This is a genomic window from Bacillus sp. 1735sda2 (genome assembly GCF_024159245.1).
Classification (GTDB): Bacteria; Bacillota; Bacilli; order Bacillales; family Bacillaceae; genus Bacillus; species Bacillus pumilus_O.
Map to the genome: position 1 here is coordinate 92,669 of NZ_JAMYWZ010000001.1, position 21,944 is coordinate 114,612.

At 46.2% G+C, this 21,944-nt stretch carries 8 protein-coding genes, 9 tRNA genes and 6 rRNA genes; all 23 read left to right on the forward strand.

Features of this window, described 5'->3' with window-relative positions:
* Positions 1 to 67: 67 nt before the first annotated feature.
* The 23 genes from lysS to NKR21_RS00605 all read left to right on the forward strand — a co-directional run bounded on the left by lysS (position 68) and on the right by NKR21_RS00605 (position 21,937).
* Complete coding sequence (lysS, locus tag NKR21_RS00495; RefSeq protein WP_012008682.1) at positions 68 to 1,567, forward strand: lysine--tRNA ligase; 1,500 nt, start codon at positions 68 to 70, stop codon at positions 1,565 to 1,567.
* A 343-nt stretch (positions 1,568 to 1,910) separates the two neighbouring features.
* Positions 1,911 to 3,459, forward strand: a 16S ribosomal RNA gene (locus NKR21_RS00500).
* Positions 3,460 to 3,641: 182 nt separating this feature from the next.
* Positions 3,642 to 6,572 (forward strand): 23S ribosomal RNA (locus NKR21_RS00505).
* A 61-nt stretch (positions 6,573 to 6,633) separates the two neighbouring features.
* Positions 6,634 to 6,749, forward strand: a 5S ribosomal RNA gene (gene rrf / locus NKR21_RS00510).
* A 784-nt stretch (positions 6,750 to 7,533) separates the two neighbouring features.
* Positions 7,534 to 7,609, forward strand: a tRNA-Val gene (locus NKR21_RS00515).
* 33 nt (positions 7,610 to 7,642) lie between these two features.
* Positions 7,643 to 7,718: transfer RNA gene (locus NKR21_RS00520), tRNA-Thr, on the forward strand.
* A 37-nt stretch (positions 7,719 to 7,755) separates the two neighbouring features.
* Positions 7,756 to 7,831, forward strand: a tRNA-Lys gene (locus tag NKR21_RS00525).
* An 8-nt stretch (positions 7,832 to 7,839) separates the two neighbouring features.
* A tRNA-Leu gene (locus NKR21_RS00530) sits at positions 7,840 to 7,922 on the forward strand.
* 30 nt (positions 7,923 to 7,952) lie between these two features.
* Positions 7,953 to 8,024: transfer RNA gene (locus NKR21_RS00535), tRNA-Gly, on the forward strand.
* A 12-nt stretch (positions 8,025 to 8,036) separates the two neighbouring features.
* Positions 8,037 to 8,122, forward strand: a tRNA-Leu gene (locus NKR21_RS00540).
* A gap of 10 nt (positions 8,123 to 8,132) precedes the next feature.
* Positions 8,133 to 8,209 (forward strand) — tRNA-Arg (locus tag NKR21_RS00545).
* 7 nt (positions 8,210 to 8,216) lie between these two features.
* A tRNA-Pro gene (locus NKR21_RS00550) sits at positions 8,217 to 8,293 on the forward strand.
* Between the two features lie 8 nt (positions 8,294 to 8,301).
* Positions 8,302 to 8,377, forward strand: a tRNA-Ala gene (locus NKR21_RS00555).
* A 171-nt stretch (positions 8,378 to 8,548) separates the two neighbouring features.
* Positions 8,549 to 10,097 (forward strand): 16S ribosomal RNA (locus NKR21_RS00560).
* A 182-nt stretch (positions 10,098 to 10,279) separates the two neighbouring features.
* Positions 10,280 to 13,210 (forward strand): 23S ribosomal RNA (locus NKR21_RS00565).
* 61 nt (positions 13,211 to 13,271) lie between these two features.
* Positions 13,272 to 13,387, forward strand: a 5S ribosomal RNA gene (rrf, locus tag NKR21_RS00570).
* Together the 16S, 23S and 5S rRNA genes with 9 tRNA genes alongside form the textbook arrangement of a ribosomal RNA operon.
* Before the next feature lie 176 nt (positions 13,388 to 13,563).
* Positions 13,564 to 14,028, forward strand: coding sequence for a CtsR family transcriptional regulator (locus NKR21_RS00575; protein ID WP_003217184.1), 465 nt, complete (start codon positions 13,564 to 13,566; stop codon positions 14,026 to 14,028).
* 14 nt (positions 14,029 to 14,042) lie between these two features.
* Entirely contained in the window at positions 14,043 to 14,600 is a 558-nt protein-coding gene (gene mcsA / locus NKR21_RS00580; protein WP_034665655.1) for a protein-arginine kinase activator protein McsA, read from the forward strand.
* A 4-nt stretch (positions 14,601 to 14,604) separates the two neighbouring features.
* Entirely contained in the window at positions 14,605 to 15,696 is a 1,092-nt protein-coding gene (gene mcsB, locus NKR21_RS00585; RefSeq protein ID WP_012008685.1) for a protein-arginine kinase McsB, read from the forward strand.
* A complete protein-coding gene (gene clpC / locus NKR21_RS00590; protein WP_003216969.1) occupies positions 15,693 to 18,128 on the forward strand; it encodes an ATP-dependent protease ATP-binding subunit ClpC in 2,436 nt (811 codons plus the stop codon). The genes mcsB and clpC overlap by 4 nt, the downstream gene beginning before the upstream one ends.
* Before the next feature lie 93 nt (positions 18,129 to 18,221).
* Positions 18,222 to 19,601, forward strand: coding sequence for a DNA repair protein RadA (gene radA / locus NKR21_RS00595; protein WP_034620767.1), 1,380 nt, complete (start codon positions 18,222 to 18,224; stop codon positions 19,599 to 19,601).
* A 2-nt stretch (positions 19,602 to 19,603) separates the two neighbouring features.
* Complete coding sequence (disA, locus tag NKR21_RS00600) at positions 19,604 to 20,683, forward strand: DNA integrity scanning diadenylate cyclase DisA (protein WP_144458035.1); 1,080 nt, start codon at positions 19,604 to 19,606, stop codon at positions 20,681 to 20,683.
* 153 nt (positions 20,684 to 20,836) lie between these two features.
* Positions 20,837 to 21,937: a PIN/TRAM domain-containing protein gene (locus NKR21_RS00605; protein ID WP_012008687.1), complete on the forward strand. Its 1,101-nt coding sequence runs from the start codon at positions 20,837 to 20,839 to the stop codon at positions 21,935 to 21,937.
* Positions 21,938 to 21,944: the final 7 nt, after the last annotated feature.

Consider the following 21,944-nt stretch of genomic DNA (forward strand, 5'->3'; position numbering starts at 1 on the left):
ACTGCTAGTGCATGTACTGGCAGTTTTTCTGCTTTTCTCTGCAAAATACATTATTGGAGTGATATAAATGAGTAATGAAGGGCTTAATAACGAAGAATTAAATGACCAATTCCAGGTCAGACGTGACAAAATGAATAAAATGAGAGAAGAAGGTATCGATCCGTTCGGTGAACGATATGACCGTTCTCATCAATCTGCACAAATTATTGCTGAATACGATGAGTTTTCTAAAGAAGACTTAGAAGAAAAGTCTGCACAAGTAACGATCGCTGGACGTATGATGACAAAGCGTGGAAAAGGGAAAGCTGGCTTTGCGCATATCCAAGACTTAGAAGGACAAATCCAAATCTACGTTCGTAAAGATAGTGTAGGAGAAGAAGCTTATGAATTATTCAAAAGCTCAGACCTAGGCGATATTATCGGTGTAACAGGAACAGTATTTAAAACGAATGTAGGCGAACTTTCTATTAAAGCGACTAGCTTTGAGGTTCTCACAAAAGCACTTCGCCCGCTTCCTGACAAATATCATGGACTTAAAGATGTCGAACAACGCTATCGTCAGCGTTACCTTGACCTGATTGTAAATCCAGAAAGTAAGCAGACGTTCATCATGCGAAGCAAGATCATCCAATCTATGAGAAGATACTTAGATTCTAAAGGATACCTAGAAGTTGAAACACCAACAATGCACAGCATTCCTGGTGGTGCATCAGCACGTCCTTTCATTACTCATCACAATGCACTGGATATGCCACTTTATATGCGTATTGCGATTGAACTTCACTTAAAACGCCTTATTGTCGGTGGTCTAGAGAAGGTATACGAGATTGGTCGTGTATTCCGTAACGAAGGTGTATCAACTCGTCATAACCCAGAATTCACTATGATCGAGCTTTACGAAGCTTACGCAGATTACAAAGACATCATGAACCTAACTGAAAACCTGATTGCTCATATTGCCGAAGAGGTACTAGGAACAACCACTATTCAATACGGAGAAGATGAAATTGATCTGAAGCCTGAATGGAAGAGACTCCATATGGTTGAAGCAGTCAAAGAAGCAACTGGTGTAGACTTCTGGCAGGAGATGTCTGTAGAAGAAGCGCAGCAGCATGCAGCTGACCACGGAATTGAAATTACGAAAAATATGACGGTAGGTCATATCATCAATGAGTTCTTCGAGCAAAAAGTGGAGGAAACATTGGTACAGCCTACATTTATTTACGGACATCCAGTGGAGATTTCTCCATTAGCTAAGAAAAATCCTGAAGACCCTCGCTTCACAGATCGCTTTGAGCTATTTATCGTACGCCGTGAGCATGCTAATGCATTCACAGAACTAAACGATCCAATCGATCAAAGAGAACGATTTGAAGCTCAATTAAAAGAACGTGAAGAAGGAAATGACGAAGCGCATCTAATGGATGACGATTTTGTTGAAGCATTAGAATATGGTATGCCTCCAACAGGCGGACTAGGAATCGGTATCGACCGGTTAATCATGCTATTAACAAATTCTCCATCAATCAGAGATGTACTGCTTTTCCCGCAAATGAGAAACCGCTAATACACCAATTAAAGCGCCATTTTAACTATGGCGCTTTTTATTTTTCATGAAATGAAACTTTTTTTAAAAAAACTATTGCAAGGAAAGAATCAAGATGGTATATTATTATTCGTTGCCGCAAAACAGCAACGAGGTTAAAAAAAGAAATCGAAAAAACTTCTTGACTTTAACCGATACGAAATGTTAAGATATTAAAGTCGCTTACGAGCGATAACGAAAATGATCTTTGAAAACTAAACAAGACAAAACGTACCTGTTAATTCGAGTTTTTATAAAAAATCCTATGATGTTTCATAGGTAGTCAGTCAAACGCTGACGAAAAACAAAACTTCGGTTTTGTACTTTTTCGGAGAGTTTGATCCTGGCTCAGGACGAACGCTGGCGGCGTGCCTAATACATGCAAGTCGAGCGAACAGAAGGGAGCTTGCTCCCGGATGTTAGCGGCGGACGGGTGAGTAACACGTGGGTAACCTGCCTGTAAGACTGGGATAACTCCGGGAAACCGGAGCTAATACCGGATAGTTCCTTGAACCGCATGGTTCAAGGATGAAAGACGGTTTCGGCTGTCACTTACAGATGGACCCGCGGCGCATTAGCTAGTTGGTGGGGTAATGGCTCACCAAGGCGACGATGCGTAGCCGACCTGAGAGGGTGATCGGCCACACTGGGACTGAGACACGGCCCAGACTCCTACGGGAGGCAGCAGTAGGGAATCTTCCGCAATGGACGAAAGTCTGACGGAGCAACGCCGCGTGAGTGATGAAGGTTTTCGGATCGTAAAGCTCTGTTGTTAGGGAAGAACAAGTGCGAGAGTAACTGCTCGCACCTTGACGGTACCTAACCAGAAAGCCACGGCTAACTACGTGCCAGCAGCCGCGGTAATACGTAGGTGGCAAGCGTTGTCCGGAATTATTGGGCGTAAAGGGCTCGCAGGCGGTTTCTTAAGTCTGATGTGAAAGCCCCCGGCTCAACCGGGGAGGGTCATTGGAAACTGGGAAACTTGAGTGCAGAAGAGGAGAGTGGAATTCCACGTGTAGCGGTGAAATGCGTAGAGATGTGGAGGAACACCAGTGGCGAAGGCGACTCTCTGGTCTGTAACTGACGCTGAGGAGCGAAAGCGTGGGGAGCGAACAGGATTAGATACCCTGGTAGTCCACGCCGTAAACGATGAGTGCTAAGTGTTAGGGGGTTTCCGCCCCTTAGTGCTGCAGCTAACGCATTAAGCACTCCGCCTGGGGAGTACGGTCGCAAGACTGAAACTCAAAGGAATTGACGGGGGCCCGCACAAGCGGTGGAGCATGTGGTTTAATTCGAAGCAACGCGAAGAACCTTACCAGGTCTTGACATCCTCTGACAACCCTAGAGATAGGGCTTTCCCTTCGGGGACAGAGTGACAGGTGGTGCATGGTTGTCGTCAGCTCGTGTCGTGAGATGTTGGGTTAAGTCCCGCAACGAGCGCAACCCTTGATCTTAGTTGCCAGCATTTAGTTGGGCACTCTAAGGTGACTGCCGGTGACAAACCGGAGGAAGGTGGGGATGACGTCAAATCATCATGCCCCTTATGACCTGGGCTACACACGTGCTACAATGGACAGAACAAAGGGCTGCGAGACCGCAAGGTTTAGCCAATCCCATAAATCTGTTCTCAGTTCGGATCGCAGTCTGCAACTCGACTGCGTGAAGCTGGAATCGCTAGTAATCGCGGATCAGCATGCCGCGGTGAATACGTTCCCGGGCCTTGTACACACCGCCCGTCACACCACGAGAGTTTGTAACACCCGAAGTCGGTGAGGTAACCTTTATGGAGCCAGCCGCCGAAGGTGGGACAGATGATTGGGGTGAAGTCGTAACAAGGTAGCCGTATCGGAAGGTGCGGCTGGATCACCTCCTTTCTAAGGATATATGGAGCAGCGTGCGTTTTCGTCTTGTTTAGTTTTGAAGGATCATTCCTTCAAAACATGTCTCTAGCGAGACAGGATTGTTCTTTGAAAACTAGATAACAATAAGTAATACATTCACATTGAATGCAATGCAAAGTTCATCACACATAGTGATTCTTTCTAAAGTAAGAAATGGTTAAGTTAGAAAGGGCGCACGGTGGATGCCTTGGCACTAGGAGCCGATGAAGGACGGGACGAACACCGATATGCTTCGGGGAGCTGTAAGCAAGCTTTGATCCGGAGATTTCCGAATGGGGAAACCCACTGCTCGTAATGGAGTAGTATCCATACTTGAATACATAGAGTATGAGAAGGCATACCCGGGGAACTGAAACATCTAAGTACCCGGAGGAAGAGAAAGCAAATGCGATTCCCTGAGTAGCGGCGAGCGAAACGGGAACAGCCCAAACCAAGAGGCTTGCCTCTTGGGGTTGTAGGACACTCTATACGGAGTTACAAAGGAACGATATAAGCGAAGAGGTCTGGAAAGGCCCGCCAAAGAAGGTAACAGCCCTGTAACTGAAATGTTGTTCTCTCCAGAGTGGATCCTGAGTACGGCGGAACACGTGAAATTCCGTCGGAATCCGGGAGGACCATCTCCCAAGGCTAAATACTCCCTAGTGACCGATAGTGAACCAGTACCGTGAGGGAAAGGTGAAAAGCACCCCGGAAGGGGAGTGAAATAGATCCTGAAACCGTGTGCCTACAAGTAGTCAGAGCCCGTTAAAGGGTGATGGCGTGCCTTTTGTAGAATGAACCGGCGAGTTACGATCCCGTGCAAGGTTAAGCAGAAGATGCGGAGCCGCAGCGAAAGCGAGTCTGAATAGGGCGCATGAGTACGTGGTCGTAGACCCGAAACCAGGTGATCTACCCATGTCCAGGGTGAAGTTCAGGTAACACTGAATGGAGGCCCGAACCCACGCACGTTGAAAAGTGCGGGGATGAGGTGTGGGTAGGGGTGAAATGCCAATCGAACCTGGAGATAGCTGGTTCTCTCCGAAATAGCTTTAGGGCTAGCCTCAAGGTAAGAGTCTCGGAGGTAGAGCACTGATTGGACTAGGGGCCCCTACCGGGTTACCGAATTCAGTCAAACTCCGAATGCCGATGACTTATCCTTGGGAGTCAGACTGCGAGTGATAAGATCCGTAGTCGAAAGGGAAACAGCCCAGACCGCCAGCTAAGGTCCCAAAGTATACGTTAAGTGGAAAAGGATGTGGAGTTGCTTAGACAACCAGGATGTTGGCTTAGAAGCAGCCACCATTTAAAGAGTGCGTAATAGCTCACTGGTCGAGTGACTCTGCGCCGAAAATGTACCGGGGCTAAACGTATCACCGAAGCTGCGGACTGTTCTAACGAACAGTGGTAGGAGAGCGTTCTAAGTGCTGTGAAGTCAGACCGGAAGGACTGGTGGAGCGCTTAGAAGTGAGAATGCCGGTATGAGTAGCGAAAGACGGGTGAGAATCCCGTCCACCGAATGCCTAAGGTTTCCTGAGGAAGGCTCGTCCGCTCAGGGTTAGTCGGGACCTAAGCCGAGGCCGAAAGGCGTAGGCGATGGACAACAGGTTGATATTCCTGTACCACCTCCTCACCATTTGAGCAATGGGGGGACGCAGGAGGATAGGGTAAGCGCGGTATTGGATATCCGCGTCCAAGCAGTTAGGCTGGGAAATAGGCAAATCCGTTTCCCGTGAAGGCTGAGCTGTGATGGCGAGCGAAATTTAGTAGCGAAGTTCCTGATTCCACACTGCCAAGAAAAGCCTCTAGCGAGGTGAGAGGTGCCCGTACCGCAAACCGACACAGGTAGGCGAGGAGAGAATCCTAAGGTGATCGAGAGAACTCTCGTTAAGGAACTCGGCAAAATGACCCCGTAACTTCGGGAGAAGGGGTGCTTCTTAGGGTGTTAAAGCCCCGAGAAGCCGCAGTGAATAGGCCCAGGCGACTGTTTAGCAAAAACACAGGTCTCTGCGAAGCCGTAAGGCGAAGTATAGGGGCTGACGCCTGCCCGGTGCTGGAAGGTTAAGAGGAGCGCTTAGCGTAAGCGAAGGTGCGAATTGAAGCCCCAGTAAACGGCGGCCGTAACTATAACGGTCCTAAGGTAGCGAAATTCCTTGTCGGGTAAGTTCCGACCCGCACGAAAGGCGCAACGATCTGGGCACTGTCTCAACGAGAGACTCGGTGAAATTATAGTACCTGTGAAGATGCAGGTTACCCGCGACAGGACGGAAAGACCCCGTGGAGCTTTACTGCAGCCTGATATTGAATGTTGGTACAGCTTGTACAGGATAGGTAGGAGCCTTGGAAACCGGAGCGCTAGCTTCGGTGGAGGCATCGGTGGGATACTACCCTGGCTGTATTGACCTTCTAACCCGCTGCCCTTATCGGGCAGGGAGACAGTGTCAGGTGGGCAGTTTGACTGGGGCGGTCGCCTCCTAAAATGTAACGGAGGCGCCCAAAGGTTCCCTCAGAATGGTTGGAAATCATTCGCAGAGTGTAAAGGCACAAGGGAGCTTGACTGCGAGACCTACAAGTCGAGCAGGGACGAAAGTCGGGCTTAGTGATCCGGTGGTTCCGCATGGAAGGGCCATCGCTCAACGGATAAAAGCTACCCCGGGGATAACAGGCTTATCTCCCCCAAGAGTCCACATCGACGGGGAGGTTTGGCACCTCGATGTCGGCTCATCGCATCCTGGGGCTGTAGTCGGTCCCAAGGGTTGGGCTGTTCGCCCATTAAAGCGGTACGCGAGCTGGGTTCAGAACGTCGTGAGACAGTTCGGTCCCTATCCGTCGCGGGCGCAGGAAATTTGAGAGGAGCTGTCCTTAGTACGAGAGGACCGGGATGGACGCACCGCTGGTGTACCAGTTGTTCTGCCAAGGGCATCGCTGGGTAGCTATGTGCGGACGGGATAAGTGCTGAAAGCATCTAAGCATGAAGCCCCCCTCAAGATGAGATTTCCCATTCCGCAAGGAAGTAAGATCCCTGAAAGATGATCAGGTTGATAGGTCTGAGGTGGAAGCGTGGTGACACGTGGAGCTGACAGATACTAATAGATCGAGGACTTAACCTATATTCTATTGTGAAGTTTGAACATTGTTATCTAGTTTTGAGAGAACATTCTCTCCATCAGGTTTGGTGGCGATAGCGAAGAGGTCACACCCGTTCCCATACCGAACACGGAAGTTAAGCTCTTCAGCGCCGATGGTAGTTGGGGGTCTCCCCCTGTGAGAGTAGGACGCCGCCAAGCTTGTATAAGGATCAGTTCCATTTGGAACTGGTCTTTTTTGTGTTTTTGAAAAAATCAATTCTATATTAATGGCTGTGCAAAATGAGAAGTGATGATGTAGTAAGACTCATTGATCAGTAATCCTTCCGTTTGTCTCACTTACATGTGCTTTAAATGAACAACGCAGTTGTTGTTTGGGTGGATCATTCAATTGTGTTTAGGATGAAGATATAGAAAGCAGCCAATAAAATTTTCTTTGTCAGTCAGATAAAGAGGACTGTTTAGAGTTACACTAGATAACCGAGTATCGCCAAAGAGCATAGAGCACCTCCAGTTAATTTTTACGCCCGCTCTAAGCAAGAACAAGAAAGAATCAACAACTAACTTGTTACCCCAGTAACACTTTAATATGAAGATCGTAACTAACAGCATCATTTACGTATGTTTTTACATAAAAATGATTTCTCAGAAAAATAAAATAACAAAAGAATCCCTTTTTTAGATGATTTGTATGAGAAGATATATTGAATAAAACACGCGTATAAAAAACATGAATAGGGTCATTTCACACCAACAAAGCTTTATTAGAGCGCTTTTTAACAAAAAAACATAAAAAAATGCAAAAAAGACTTTTAAAATGATGAAACAAGTGGTAAACTTCTTTAGGTACCTTAACGAAAAGATGAAAAAAACAACATTAAAATAAATTCAAAAATTATTTTAAAAAAGTCTTTACAAACAATATCTTATCGTTATATAATACTATTTGTCGGATCGAGAGACATTCGAAATGACAACACAATATGGAGGATTAGCTCAGCTGGGAGAGCATCTGCCTTACAAGCAGAGGGTCGGCGGTTCGAGCCCGTCATCCTCCACCATATTTATTCTTACATAATGTTAGGATAGATAAAGCCGGTGTAGCTCAACTGGTAGAGCAACTGACTTGTAATCAGTAGGTTGGGGGTTCAAGTCCTCTTGCCGGCACCAGTTTCATATGGTAAGATAGACAAGTCGCTTTTAAAGCGAGCCATTAGCTCAGTTGGTAGAGCATCTGACTTTTAATCAGAGGGTCGAAGGTTCGAGTCCTTCATGGCTCACCATGTTTCATGCGGGTGTGGCGGAATTGGCAGACGCGCTAGACTTAGGATCTAGTGTCTTTATGACGTGGGGGTTCAAGTCCCTTCACCCGCATTGCCAAATAAAATAAAGAAATCCTGTAATGCGGAAGTAGTTCAGTGGTAGAACACCACCTTGCCAAGGTGGGGGTCGCGGGTTCGAATCCCGTCTTCCGCTTATACCATCCACGCCGGGGTGGTGGAATTGGCAGACACACAGGACTTAAAATCCTGCGGTAGGTGACTACCGTGCCGGTTCAAGTCCGGCCCTCGGCATTATAAATAAGCGCCCGTAGCTCAATTGGATAGAGCGTTTGACTACGGATCAAAAGGTTAGGGGTTCGACTCCTCTCGGGCGCGCCATTAAGATCGGGAAGTAGCTCAGCTTGGTAGAGCACTTGGTTTGGGACCAAGGGGTCGCAGGTTCGAATCCTGTCTTCCCGACCATCTTTTATGGGGCCTTAGCTCAGCTGGGAGAGCGCCTGCCTTGCACGCAGGAGGTCAGCGGTTCGATCCCGCTAGGCTCCACCAATATGATCTTTGAAAACTAAACAAGACAAAACGTACCTGTTAATTCGAGTTTTTATAAAAAATCCTATGATGTTTCATAGGTAGTCAGTCAAACGCTGACGAGGCAGGATGTGATCACATGCTAAGTTCGCTACATCGTGTAGCAACGCATGTGTGATATGCATCCTGCATACCTCGGAGAGTTTGATCCTGGCTCAGGACGAACGCTGGCGGCGTGCCTAATACATGCAAGTCGAGCGAACAGAAGGGAGCTTGCTCCCGGATGTTAGCGGCGGACGGGTGAGTAACACGTGGGTAACCTGCCTGTAAGACTGGGATAACTCCGGGAAACCGGAGCTAATACCGGATAGTTCCTTGAACCGCATGGTTCAAGGATGAAAGACGGTTTCGGCTGTCACTTACAGATGGACCCGCGGCGCATTAGCTAGTTGGTGGGGTAATGGCTCACCAAGGCGACGATGCGTAGCCGACCTGAGAGGGTGATCGGCCACACTGGGACTGAGACACGGCCCAGACTCCTACGGGAGGCAGCAGTAGGGAATCTTCCGCAATGGACGAAAGTCTGACGGAGCAACGCCGCGTGAGTGATGAAGGTTTTCGGATCGTAAAGCTCTGTTGTTAGGGAAGAACAAGTGCGAGAGTAACTGCTCGCACCTTGACGGTACCTAACCAGAAAGCCACGGCTAACTACGTGCCAGCAGCCGCGGTAATACGTAGGTGGCAAGCGTTGTCCGGAATTATTGGGCGTAAAGGGCTCGCAGGCGGTTTCTTAAGTCTGATGTGAAAGCCCCCGGCTCAACCGGGGAGGGTCATTGGAAACTGGGAAACTTGAGTGCAGAAGAGGAGAGTGGAATTCCACGTGTAGCGGTGAAATGCGTAGAGATGTGGAGGAACACCAGTGGCGAAGGCGACTCTCTGGTCTGTAACTGACGCTGAGGAGCGAAAGCGTGGGGAGCGAACAGGATTAGATACCCTGGTAGTCCACGCCGTAAACGATGAGTGCTAAGTGTTAGGGGGTTTCCGCCCCTTAGTGCTGCAGCTAACGCATTAAGCACTCCGCCTGGGGAGTACGGTCGCAAGACTGAAACTCAAAGGAATTGACGGGGGCCCGCACAAGCGGTGGAGCATGTGGTTTAATTCGAAGCAACGCGAAGAACCTTACCAGGTCTTGACATCCTCTGACAACCCTAGAGATAGGGCTTTCCCTTCGGGGACAGAGTGACAGGTGGTGCATGGTTGTCGTCAGCTCGTGTCGTGAGATGTTGGGTTAAGTCCCGCAACGAGCGCAACCCTTGATCTTAGTTGCCAGCATTTAGTTGGGCACTCTAAGGTGACTGCCGGTGACAAACCGGAGGAAGGTGGGGATGACGTCAAATCATCATGCCCCTTATGACCTGGGCTACACACGTGCTACAATGGACAGAACAAAGGGCTGCGAGACCGCAAGGTTTAGCCAATCCCATAAATCTGTTCTCAGTTCGGATCGCAGTCTGCAACTCGACTGCGTGAAGCTGGAATCGCTAGTAATCGCGGATCAGCATGCCGCGGTGAATACGTTCCCGGGCCTTGTACACACCGCCCGTCACACCACGAGAGTTTGTAACACCCGAAGTCGGTGAGGTAACCTTTATGGAGCCAGCCGCCGAAGGTGGGACAGATGATTGGGGTGAAGTCGTAACAAGGTAGCCGTATCGGAAGGTGCGGCTGGATCACCTCCTTTCTAAGGATATATGGAGCAGCGTGCGTTTTCGTCTTGTTTAGTTTTGAAGGATCATTCCTTCAAAACATGTCTCTAGCGAGACAGGATTGTTCTTTGAAAACTAGATAACAATAAGTAATACATTCACATTGAATGCAATGCAAAGTTCATCACACATAGTGATTCTTTCTAAAGTAAGAAATGGTTAAGTTAGAAAGGGCGCACGGTGGATGCCTTGGCACTAGGAGCCGATGAAGGACGGGACGAACACCGATATGCTTCGGGGAGCTGTAAGCAAGCTTTGATCCGGAGATTTCCGAATGGGGAAACCCACTGCTCGTAATGGAGTAGTATCCATACTTGAATACATAGAGTATGAGAAGGCATACCCGGGGAACTGAAACATCTAAGTACCCGGAGGAAGAGAAAGCAAATGCGATTCCCTGAGTAGCGGCGAGCGAAACGGGAACAGCCCAAACCAAGAGGCTTGCCTCTTGGGGTTGTAGGACACTCTATACGGAGTTACAAAGGAACGATATAAGCGAAGAGGTCTGGAAAGGCCCGCCAAAGAAGGTAACAGCCCTGTAACTGAAATGTTGTTCTCTCCAGAGTGGATCCTGAGTACGGCGGAACACGTGAAATTCCGTCGGAATCCGGGAGGACCATCTCCCAAGGCTAAATACTCCCTAGTGACCGATAGTGAACCAGTACCGTGAGGGAAAGGTGAAAAGCACCCCGGAAGGGGAGTGAAATAGATCCTGAAACCGTGTGCCTACAAGTAGTCAGAGCCCGTTAAAGGGTGATGGCGTGCCTTTTGTAGAATGAACCGGCGAGTTACGATCCCGTGCAAGGTTAAGCAGAAGATGCGGAGCCGCAGCGAAAGCGAGTCTGAATAGGGCGCATGAGTACGTGGTCGTAGACCCGAAACCAGGTGATCTACCCATGTCCAGGGTGAAGTTCAGGTAACACTGAATGGAGGCCCGAACCCACGCACGTTGAAAAGTGCGGGGATGAGGTGTGGGTAGGGGTGAAATGCCAATCGAACCTGGAGATAGCTGGTTCTCTCCGAAATAGCTTTAGGGCTAGCCTCAAGGTAAGAGTCTCGGAGGTAGAGCACTGATTGGACTAGGGGCCCCTACCGGGTTACCGAATTCAGTCAAACTCCGAATGCCGATGACTTATCCTTGGGAGTCAGACTGCGAGTGATAAGATCCGTAGTCGAAAGGGAAACAGCCCAGACCGCCAGCTAAGGTCCCAAAGTATACGTTAAGTGGAAAAGGATGTGGAGTTGCTTAGACAACCAGGATGTTGGCTTAGAAGCAGCCACCATTTAAAGAGTGCGTAATAGCTCACTGGTCGAGTGACTCTGCGCCGAAAATGTACCGGGGCTAAACGTATCACCGAAGCTGCGGACTGTTCTAACGAACAGTGGTAGGAGAGCGTTCTAAGTGCTGTGAAGTCAGACCGGAAGGACTGGTGGAGCGCTTAGAAGTGAGAATGCCGGTATGAGTAGCGAAAGACGGGTGAGAATCCCGTCCACCGAATGCCTAAGGTTTCCTGAGGAAGGCTCGTCCGCTCAGGGTTAGTCGGGACCTAAGCCGAGGCCGAAAGGCGTAGGCGATGGACAACAGGTTGATATTCCTGTACCACCTCCTCACCATTTGAGCAATGGGGGGACGCAGGAGGATAGGGTAAGCGCGGTATTGGATATCCGCGTCCAAGCAGTTAGGCTGGGAAATAGGCAAATCCGTTTCCCGTGAAGGCTGAGCTGTGATGGCGAGCGAAATTTAGTAGCGAAGTTCCTGATTCCACACTGCCAAGAAAAGCCTCTAGCGAGGTGAGAGGTGCCCGTACCGCAAACCGACACAGGTAGGCGAGGAGAGAATCCTAAGGTGATCGAGAGAACTCTCGTTAAGGAACTCGGCAAAATGACCCCGTAACTTCGGGAGAAGGGGTGCTTCTTAGGGTGTTAAAGCCCCGAGAAGCCGCAGTGAATAGGCCCAGGCGACTGTTTAGCAAAAACACAGGTCTCTGCGAAGCCGTAAGGCGAAGTATAGGGGCTGACGCCTGCCCGGTGCTGGAAGGTTAAGAGGAGCGCTTAGCGTAAGCGAAGGTGCGAATTGAAGCCCCAGTAAACGGCGGCCGTAACTATAACGGTCCTAAGGTAGCGAAATTCCTTGTCGGGTAAGTTCCGACCCGCACGAAAGGCGCAACGATCTGGGCACTGTCTCAACGAGAGACTCGGTGAAATTATAGTACCTGTGAAGATGCAGGTTACCCGCGACAGGACGGAAAGACCCCGTGGAGCTTTACTGCAGCCTGATATTGAATGTTGGTACAGCTTGTACAGGATAGGTAGGAGCCTTGGAAACCGGAGCGCTAGCTTCGGTGGAGGCATCGGTGGGATACTACCCTGGCTGTATTGACCTTCTAACCCGCTGCCCTTATCGGGCAGGGAGACAGTGTCAGGTGGGCAGTTTGACTGGGGCGGTCGCCTCCTAAAATGTAACGGAGGCGCCCAAAGGTTCCCTCAGAATGGTTGGAAATCATTCGCAGAGTGTAAAGGCACAAGGGAGCTTGACTGCGAGACCTACAAGTCGAGCAGGGACGAAAGTCGGGCTTAGTGATCCGGTGGTTCCGCATGGAAGGGCCATCGCTCAACGGATAAAAGCTACCCCGGGGATAACAGGCTTATCTCCCCCAAGAGTCCACATCGACGGGGAGGTTTGGCACCTCGATGTCGGCTCATCGCATCCTGGGGCTGTAGTCGGTCCCAAGGGTTGGGCTGTTCGCCCATTAAAGCGGTACGCGAGCTGGGTTCAGAACGTCGTGAGACAGTTCGGTCCCTATCCGTCGCGGGCGCAGGAAATTTGAGAGGAGCTGTCCTTAGTACGAGAGGACCGGGATGGACGCACCGCTGGTGTACCAGTTGTTCTGCCAAGGGCATCGCTGGGTAGCTATGTGCGGACGGGATAAGTGCTGAAAGCATCTAAGCATGAAGCCCCCCTCAAGATGAGATTTCCCATTCCGCAAGGAAGTAAGATCCCTGAAAGATGATCAGGTTGATAGGTCTGAGGTGGAAGCGTGGTGACACGTGGAGCTGACAGATACTAATAGATCGAGGACTTAACCTATATTCTATTGTGAAGTTTGAACATTGTTATCTAGTTTTGAGAGAACATTCTCTCCATCAGGTTTGGTGGCGATAGCGAAGAGGTCACACCCGTTCCCATACCGAACACGGAAGTTAAGCTCTTCAGCGCCGATGGTAGTTGGGGGTCTCCCCCTGTGAGAGTAGGACGCCGCCAAGCTTGTATAAGGATCAGTTCCATTTGGAACTGGTCTTTTTGTGTTTTTAAGAGGTTTGACACCATATAAATGTGGAAATAATATTCTTAGTTGAGCGATTATCTTGAAAAATCGACCGAAAAAATTTATAGTAAGATTAAAGTCAAATATAGTCAAAGTCAATGGAGGAGGAGGCGGAGTGGCACAAAATATTTCTGATATCATCGAGCAGTATTTGAAAGAAGTCTTGGATCAGAATGGTCGAGAAATATTAGAAATTAAGCGCAATGAAATTGCAGATAAGTTTCAATGCGTACCTTCACAAATTAACTATGTTATCAATACACGCTTTACGAGCGAGAGAGGCTACATCGTTGAAAGTAAGCGTGGCGGCGGTGGCTATATCCGCATCATTAAAGTCAAAATGAATGATGAAGTCGACTTATTGAACAATATTATTTCCCAAATATATCATCGTTTATCACAGGCTGCCTCTGATCATATCATCATGCGTCTTGTCGAAAATAACATTTTATCTGAAAGAGAAGCAAAGATGATGATCAGTGTCATGGACCGTTCTGTTTTGCACATTGATTTACCTGAACGTGATGAATTGCGGGCTCGGATGATGAAAGCGATGTTAAATGCTTTGAAATTAAAGTAAAGCGGGTGAAAAGATTGATTTGTCAAGAATGCAATGAGAGACCAGCCACTTTTCACTTTACGAAAGTTATAAATGGAGAAAAACAAGAAATGCACATATGTGAACAATGTGCAAAAGAAAACAGTGATTCATATGCTATGAGTGGAAACCAAGGTTTCTCTATTCACAACTTATTATCGGGTTTATTGAATATTGATCCTAGCTTTACGACAAGTGCGAATAAGGGATCATCTATTTTTCAAGAAGCAAGAGAAGTGGATCAATGTCCTAAGTGTGGCTTAACCTTTCAACAATTCAGAAAAACAGGCCGTTTTGGCTGTGCAGAATGCTATCGTTCGTTTGACCAGTATTTGAACCCTGTTTTACGGAAAGTCCATAGTGGAAATACAGTCCATAATGGAAAGGTGCCTAAACGGATTGCCGGCAGTCTTCATGTGCGCCGGAAACTTGAGTTGATGCAGCAAGAACTGAAGCAGTTAATTGAACAAGAAGAGTTCGAAAAAGCAGCGGAAGTTCGAGATCAAATTCGTGCATTAGAGCATGAGCAATCTCAGCAGAGGGAGGGAGATTAACAACATGTCGCTCCAGCATTTTATTCAAGACGCTTTAAGTCAATGGATGAAACAAAAAGGACCCGAAAGTGACATTGTTCTAAGCAGTCGAATCAGGCTAGCACGCAACCTAGAGCATGTTCGTTTCCCAACTCAGTTTTCTCAGGAAGAGGCTCAAGCTGTTCTCCAGCAATTCGAGCAAAAGTTTGCTAGCCAGGAAGTGAAGGACATCGGAAACTTTGTTCTAATTCGAATGAATGAAACGCAGCCTTTAGCAAAGAGGGTACTTGTTGAAAAGCATTTGATCAGCCCAAACTTAGCAGAATCAAGATTTGGCGGTTGTTTGCTGTCTGAAAATGAGGAAATCAGTGTGATGCTGAATGAAGAAGACCATATTCGGATCCAATGCTTATTCCCAGGATTCCAACTAGCCAATGCATTAAAAGCAGCTAACCAGATAGATGACTGGATTGAGGAGCAAGTGGATTATGCATTTTCTGAAAAGCGAGGATACTTAACAAGCTGTCCAACGAATGTAGGTACAGGTATTAGGGCATCAGTCATGATGCATTTACCCGCTTTAGCCCTCACAAGACAAATGAATCGGATTATTCCTGCGATTAATCAATTAGGTCTTGTAGTCAGAGGAATTTATGGTGAAGGCAGCGAAGCAATAGGGAACATCTTTCAAATTTCAAATCAAATGACACTTGGTCAATCAGAAGAAGATATTGTAGATGATTTAAATAGCGTGACCGCGCAGCTTATTGAACAAGAGCGATCTGCACGAAAAGCGTTATATCAAACATCTAAGATTGAACTTGAGGACAGAGTGTACCGGTCCTTAGGGATTTTGTCCAATTGTCGCATGATTGAATCAAAGGAAACAGCAAAATGTCTGTCAGATGTGCGCCTTGGAATTGATTTAGGTATCATTAAGGGGCTTTCAAGTAATATACTGAATGAACTCATGATTTTGACACAGCCTGGCTTTCTTCAACAATATTCTGGAGGAGCTTTGGAGCCAAATGAACGAGACATAAAACGAGCAGCAATTATTAGAGAAAGACTGCGTTTAGAAATGCATAGGAATGGACAGGAGGATGAAACGATATGATGTTTGGAAGATTCACTGAAAGAGCTCAAAAGGTATTAGCACTTGCACAAGAAGAAGCCATTCGCCTAGGCCATAAGAACATTGGTACTGAACACATTTTACTTGGTCTAGTACGTGAGGGTGAGGGCATCGCCGCAAAAGCGTTAGAAGCACTGGGCCTTGTTTCAGATAAAATCCAAAAAGAAGTCGAAAGCTTGATTGGAAGAGGGCAAGAGGTGTCTCAAGCTATTCCTCATTATACGCCTAGAGCGAAGAAGGTCACTGAGCTTTCAATGGATGAAGCAAGAAAGCTCGGTCATTCCTATGTAGGGACAGAACATATTCTCTTAGGTCTTATTCGCGAGGGAGAGGGTGTAGCAGCCCGCGTTTTAAATAACCTCGGTGTGAGCTTAAATAAAGCACGTCAGCAAGTCCTGCAGCTGCTTGGCAGTAATGAAACAGGTGCATCTGCCGCTGGCTCTAACAGCAATGCAAATACCCCAACATTAGATAGCTTAGCAAGAGATTTAACAGCGATTGCGAAAGAAGACAGCTTGGACCCTGTCATTGGACGAAGCAAAGAAATTCAGCGTGTCATTGAGGTCCTAAGCAGAAGAACAAAAAACAACCCGGTGCTGATTGGTGAGCCTGGTGTTGGTAAAACAGCCATCGCTGAAGGTCTTGCACAGCAAATTATTCATAATGAAGTGCCTGAAATTCTACGCGATAAACGAGTGATGACGCTTGATATGGGAACCGTTGTAGCGGGAACAAAATATCGTGGTGAATTTGAGGATCGTTTGAAAAAAGTCATGGACGAAATTCGCCAGGCAGGAAATATCATTCTCTTCATTGATGAGCTTCATACACTGATTGGTGCTGGTGGAGCAGAGGGTGCGATTGACGCATCTAATATTCTAAAACCATCCTTAGCACGTGGAGAGCTTCAATGTATCGGGGCGACAACATTAGATGAGTACCGTAAATATATTGAAAAGGATGCTGCGCTTGAACGACGTTTCCAGCCAATTCAAGTAGATCAGCCATCAGTTGATGAGAGTATTCAAATCTTAAGAGGACTTAGAGATCGTTATGAGGCACATCACCGTGTGTCCATTACAGATGAAGCGATTGAGGCGGCAGTGAAGCTGTCTGACCGTTATATTTCTGATCGTTTCCTTCCAGATAAGGCGATTGATTTAATTGATGAGGCAGGTTCGAAAGTCCGCTTACGTTCTTTCACAACACCGCCTAACCTAAAAGAACTAGAGCAAAAGCTGGATGAAGTACGCAAGGAAAAAGATGCGGCTGTTCAAAGTCAGGAATTTGAAAAAGCAGCTTCTCTTCGCGATACAGAGCAGCGTCTGCGTGAAAAGGTAGAGGTCACAAAGAAATCTTGGAAAGAAAAGCAAGGACAGGAGAATTCAGAGGTATCAGTGGATGATATCGCAATGGTTGTCTCTAGCTGGACGGGAGTGCCTGTTTCAAAAATTGCCCAAACCGAAACAGATAAGCTTCTAAATATGGAACAATTACTCCATTCTCGTGTAATTGGGCAGGATGAAGCAGTTGTCGCTGTAGCAAAAGCTGTGAGACGTGCGCGTGCTGGACTAAAAGATCCAAAACGTCCAATTGGCTCATTTATCTTCTTAGGCCCAACAGGGGTTGGTAAAACGGAGCTTGCAAGAGCACTCGCAGAGTCTATTTTCGGTGATGAAGAAGCGATGATCCGTATTGATATGTCAGAATACATGGAGAAACACTCTACATCTAGACTTGTTGGGTCACCTCCTGGCTATGTTGGCTATGAAGAAGGCGGACAACTGACTGAAAAAGTGAGAAGAAAACCTTATTCTGTTGTGCTTTTAGACGAGATTGAAAAGGCGCATCCAGATGTATTCAACATCTTACTTCAAGTATTAGAAGATGGTCGTCTGACTGATTCTAAAGGGCGTACTGTTGACTTTAGAAATACGATTTTGATCATGACATCCAACGTTGGAGCTAGTGAACTGAAGCGAAATAAATATGTTGGCTTTAACGTGCAGGATGAAGGTCAAAATTACAAGGATATGAAAGGCAAAGTGATGGGCGAGTTGAAACGTGCGTTCAGACCAGAATTCATCAACCGTATTGATGAAATCATTGTCTTCCATTCACTTGAAAAGAAACATCTAAAAGAGATTGTGTCTCTCATGTCTGATCAATTGACGAAACGATTAAAAGAACAAGACCTTTCAATTGAATTGACAGAAGCAGCAAAAGCGAAGATTGCTGATGAAGGTGTAGACCTTGAGTACGGTGCGCGTCCGTTAAGAAGAGCGATTCAAAAGCATGTGGAGGATCGACTTTCTGAGGAGCTTCTGAAGGGTAATATTGAAAAAGGTCAACAAATTGTATTAGATGTGGAAGATGGAGAAATTGTCGTAAAAACGACGGCTGCTACGAACTAATATAGTAAGACAAAAGTGTGAGGCATACCAGTAAGCTGTATGCCTCCCTTTACTTATTTTCTGACCAGTATAAGGAGTTGTATTCTTCAATCTATGGCTAAGACGAAATCAAAATTTATATGCCAATCGTGCGGTTATGAGTCAGCCAAATGGATGGGGAAATGTCCAGGCTGCGGCACGTGGAACAGTATGACAGAAGAGGTCGTTCGTAAAGAGCCAGCAAACCGTCGAAGCGCTTTTAACCATTCTGTTCAAACCATTCAAAAACCTTCACCTATATCTGCAATTGAAACATCAGATGAACCCCGAATCAAAACGAATTTAGAAGAATTTAATCGAGTATTAGGAAGTGGAATTGTCAAAGGCTCTCTTGTTCTCATTGGCGGAGATCCTGGGATTGGGAAGTCCACTTTATTATTACAAGTATCAGCACAGCTCTCAGATAAAAATCAGAATGTATTATACATATCTGGTGAGGAGTCCATTAAACAAACGAAGCTAAGAGCGGACCGCCTCGGCATAAAAAGCACCTCTTTACATGTTTTGGCTGAAACCGATATGGAGTATATAACGTCTGCTATACAAGAGATGAAACCCGCTTTTGTCGTGGTGGATTCGATTCAAACCGTTTATCAAAGCGATATTACGTCAGCTCCTGGGTCTGTATCTCAAGTGAGAGAATGTACAGCACAGCTGATGAAGATTGCAAAGACAAATGGGATTCCAATTTTTATCGTTGGTCACGTGACCAAAGAAGGCTCGATCGCAGGCCCACGTCTTTTAGAGCATATGGTGGACACGGTTCTTTATTTTGAAGGCGAGCGTCATCATACGTTTCGTATCTTACGTGCGGTGAAAAACCGATTTGGCTCGACGAATGAACTAGGGATTTTTGAAATGAGAGAGGAAGGGCTCACGGAAGTATTAAACCCATCCGAAATTTTCTTAGAAGAACGTTCGGCAGGTGTATCGGGTTCGTGTGTCGTTGCCTCAATGGAAGGAACAAGACCTGTTCTAGTCGAGATACAAGCATTAATTTCACCGACAAGCTTCGGAAATCCGCGTAGAATGGCCACTGGTCTTGATCATAATCGAGTGTCACTACTCATGGCGGTTTTAGAAAAACGTGTTGGACTGCTTCTGCAAAACCAGGATGCGTATTTAAAGGTCGCAGGCGGTGTGAAGCTTGACGAACCAGCAATTGACTTGGCCATTGCGGTCAGCATTGCATCAAGCTTTAAAGACGCAGCGCCGCATCAAGCGGATTGCTTTATAGGAGAGGTCGGCCTGACGGGAGAAGTCAGAAGAGTATCAAGAATTGAACAGCGTGTGCAGGAAGCTGCGAAACTAGGATTTAAACGAATGTTTATTCCTCAGGCAAATATAGATGGATGGAAAAAGCCGAGAGGGATTGAGTTAGTCGGTGTAGAAAATGTAGCGGAGGCACTTCGAATTTCACTAGGGGGATCATAGAAATGGAAAAAGAGAAAAAAGGAGCGAGAGAACTCGATCTCTTAGATATCGTACAGTTTGTGGCACCAGGGACACCTCTTCGGGCTGGGATCGAAAACGTCCTGAGGGCCAATACTGGCGGGCTAATTGTTGTTGGTTATAACGACAAAGTGAAGAGTGTTGTCGATGGAGGATTTCACATTAATTCTGCCTTCTCCCCAGCACACTTATATGAATTGGCGAAGATGGATGGAGCCATCATTTTAAGCGATTCTGGTCAAAAGATCTTGTATGCGAATACACAGCTTATGCCAGATGCGACCATCCATTCATCGGAAACGGGCATGAGGCACCGTACTGCTGAACGTGTAGCGAAGCAGACTGGCTGTTTAATCATTGCAATTTCTGAACGGAGGAACGTCATTACCTTATACCAAGGAAATCGTCGTTACACGCTGAAAGATATTGGCTTTATTTTAACGAAGGCTAACCAAGCCATACAAACACTTGAGAAATATAAAACCATTTTAGATCACGCCATTTCTGCGTTAAGCGCCCTGGAATTTGAAGAGCTTGTGACCTTTGGTGATGTATTATCCGTGCTGCATCGTTACGAGATGGTGCTTAGAATCAAAAATGAAATCAATATGTATATCAAAGAGCTTGGAACTGAAGGACATTTGATCCGTCTGCAAGTCAATGAACTGATTACAGATATGGAGCAGGAAGCGGCTTTATTTATTAAAGATTACGTGAAAGAAAAGATTAAAGATTCATATGTTCTGCTTAAACAGCTCCAAGATATGTCTAGCTTTGAGCTTTTAGATGATTCCATTCTGTACAAGTTACTAGGCTATCCAGCTTCTACAAATATTGACGAATATGTGTACACAAGAGGTTACAGATTGCTTCACAAAATCCCTAGACTGCCTATGCCAATCGTCGAAAACGTGGTTGAAGCATTCGGTGTGTTAGATCGAATTATGGAAGCGGATGTACAAGATTTGGATGAAGTAGAAGGAATTGGAGAAGTAAGAGCGAAAAAGATAAAAAAAGGATTAAAAAGGTTGCAAGAAAAACATTATATCGATCGACAGCTGTAAGAAGAGAAATTTTCTCTCAATACGGTTAAAAATGGATGAATATGGGTATATTAATGATGCTTTTGTTTTCTGTTGAACACGATAGGAAACTTAAACATATATCAATGTCAGGTGAGGGTGGATTGACAGATGAATAATAAAGGAGGTGAAGGTATGTTAAAAAGAATCGTTCAGGCGTTTTTTATCATTTTTGGTGCAGTTGTAGGGATTTTTATCATTCCAGAGTTATTTCTGCTGTTAAATGTAAAGGACATACCTTTCATTACAAATGCTTACTCTTCAGCACTAATAGGAGCCGCTGTGTTCTTAATCATCGGCAAATGGTGCACAGGTTATGTGGTTAATTGGGTGAAATGGATCGAGGATTCTCTATTAAAGGCGCCTCTTCCTGATCTTATTTCTGGAAGTTTCGGATTAGTATTTGGACTTATTCTAGCATATCTTATTGTAAACGTGATTCCGCTAAACAATATCCCATATCATATTTTTGGTACCATTATTCCGATTTTCCTGGCTTTCTTTTTAGGATACCTTGGATTTCAGGTAGGGTTTAAGAAGAAGGATGAAATGATGGGGCTGTTCTCTCGATCTGCAAAGGTCACCAAGAAAAAAGGAGCAGCTGATGATGAACCTGAAATAGAAGATAAAAAGCTGAAAATTTTAGACACAAGTGTTATCATTGATGGAAGAATCGCAGATATTTGTCAAACTGGATTCTTAGAAGGCGTCATGGTCATTCCTCAATTTGTGCTCGAGGAATTACAGCATATTGCAGACTCTTCTGATGTATTAAAGAGAAATAGAGGCCGAAGAGGTCTTGATATTTTAAATCGTATTCAAAAAGAATTAGATATCAAAGTTGAAATTTACGAGGGTGACTTTGAAGACATTCAAGAGGTTGATAGCAAGCTTGTGAAGCTCGCTAAATTAACTTCAGGTGTTGTTGTGACAAATGATTTTAATTTAAATAAAGTATGCGAACTTCAAAAAGTAGCAGTGTTAAACATCAATGATCTAGCCAATGCGGTGAAACCGGTTGTGCTGCCTGGGGAAGAAATGAAGGTACAGGTCATTAAAGATGGGAAAGAGCATAACCAAGGTGTTGCTTACTTAGATGACGGTACGATGATTGTGGTCGAAGAAGGACGCAATTACATTGGAAAAGACATCGATGTGCTCGTCACAAGTGTGCTGCAGACTGCTGCTGGAAGAATGATTTTTGCGAAGCCAAAACTTCTGGAGAAGGCGCTCTAAAGGGAGA

What these genes read in the sequence shown, in the direction of transcription:
- lysS (WP_012008682.1), top strand. Translation starts at nt 68, where the DNA reads ATGAGTAATGAAGGGCTTAATAACGAAGAATTAAATGACCAATTCCAG.
- mcsB (WP_012008685.1), top strand. Translation starts at nt 14,605, where the DNA reads ATGTCGCTCCAGCATTTTATTCAAGACGCTTTAAGTCAATGGATGAAA.
- clpC (WP_003216969.1), top strand. Translation starts at nt 15,693, where the DNA reads ATGATGTTTGGAAGATTCACTGAAAGAGCTCAAAAGGTATTAGCACTT.
- radA (WP_034620767.1), top strand. Translation starts at nt 18,222, where the DNA reads ATGGCTAAGACGAAATCAAAATTTATATGCCAATCGTGCGGTTATGAG.
- disA (WP_144458035.1), top strand. Translation starts at nt 19,604, where the DNA reads ATGGAAAAAGAGAAAAAAGGAGCGAGAGAACTCGATCTCTTAGATATC.
- NKR21_RS00605 (WP_012008687.1), top strand. Translation starts at nt 20,837, where the DNA reads ATGTTAAAAAGAATCGTTCAGGCGTTTTTTATCATTTTTGGTGCAGTT.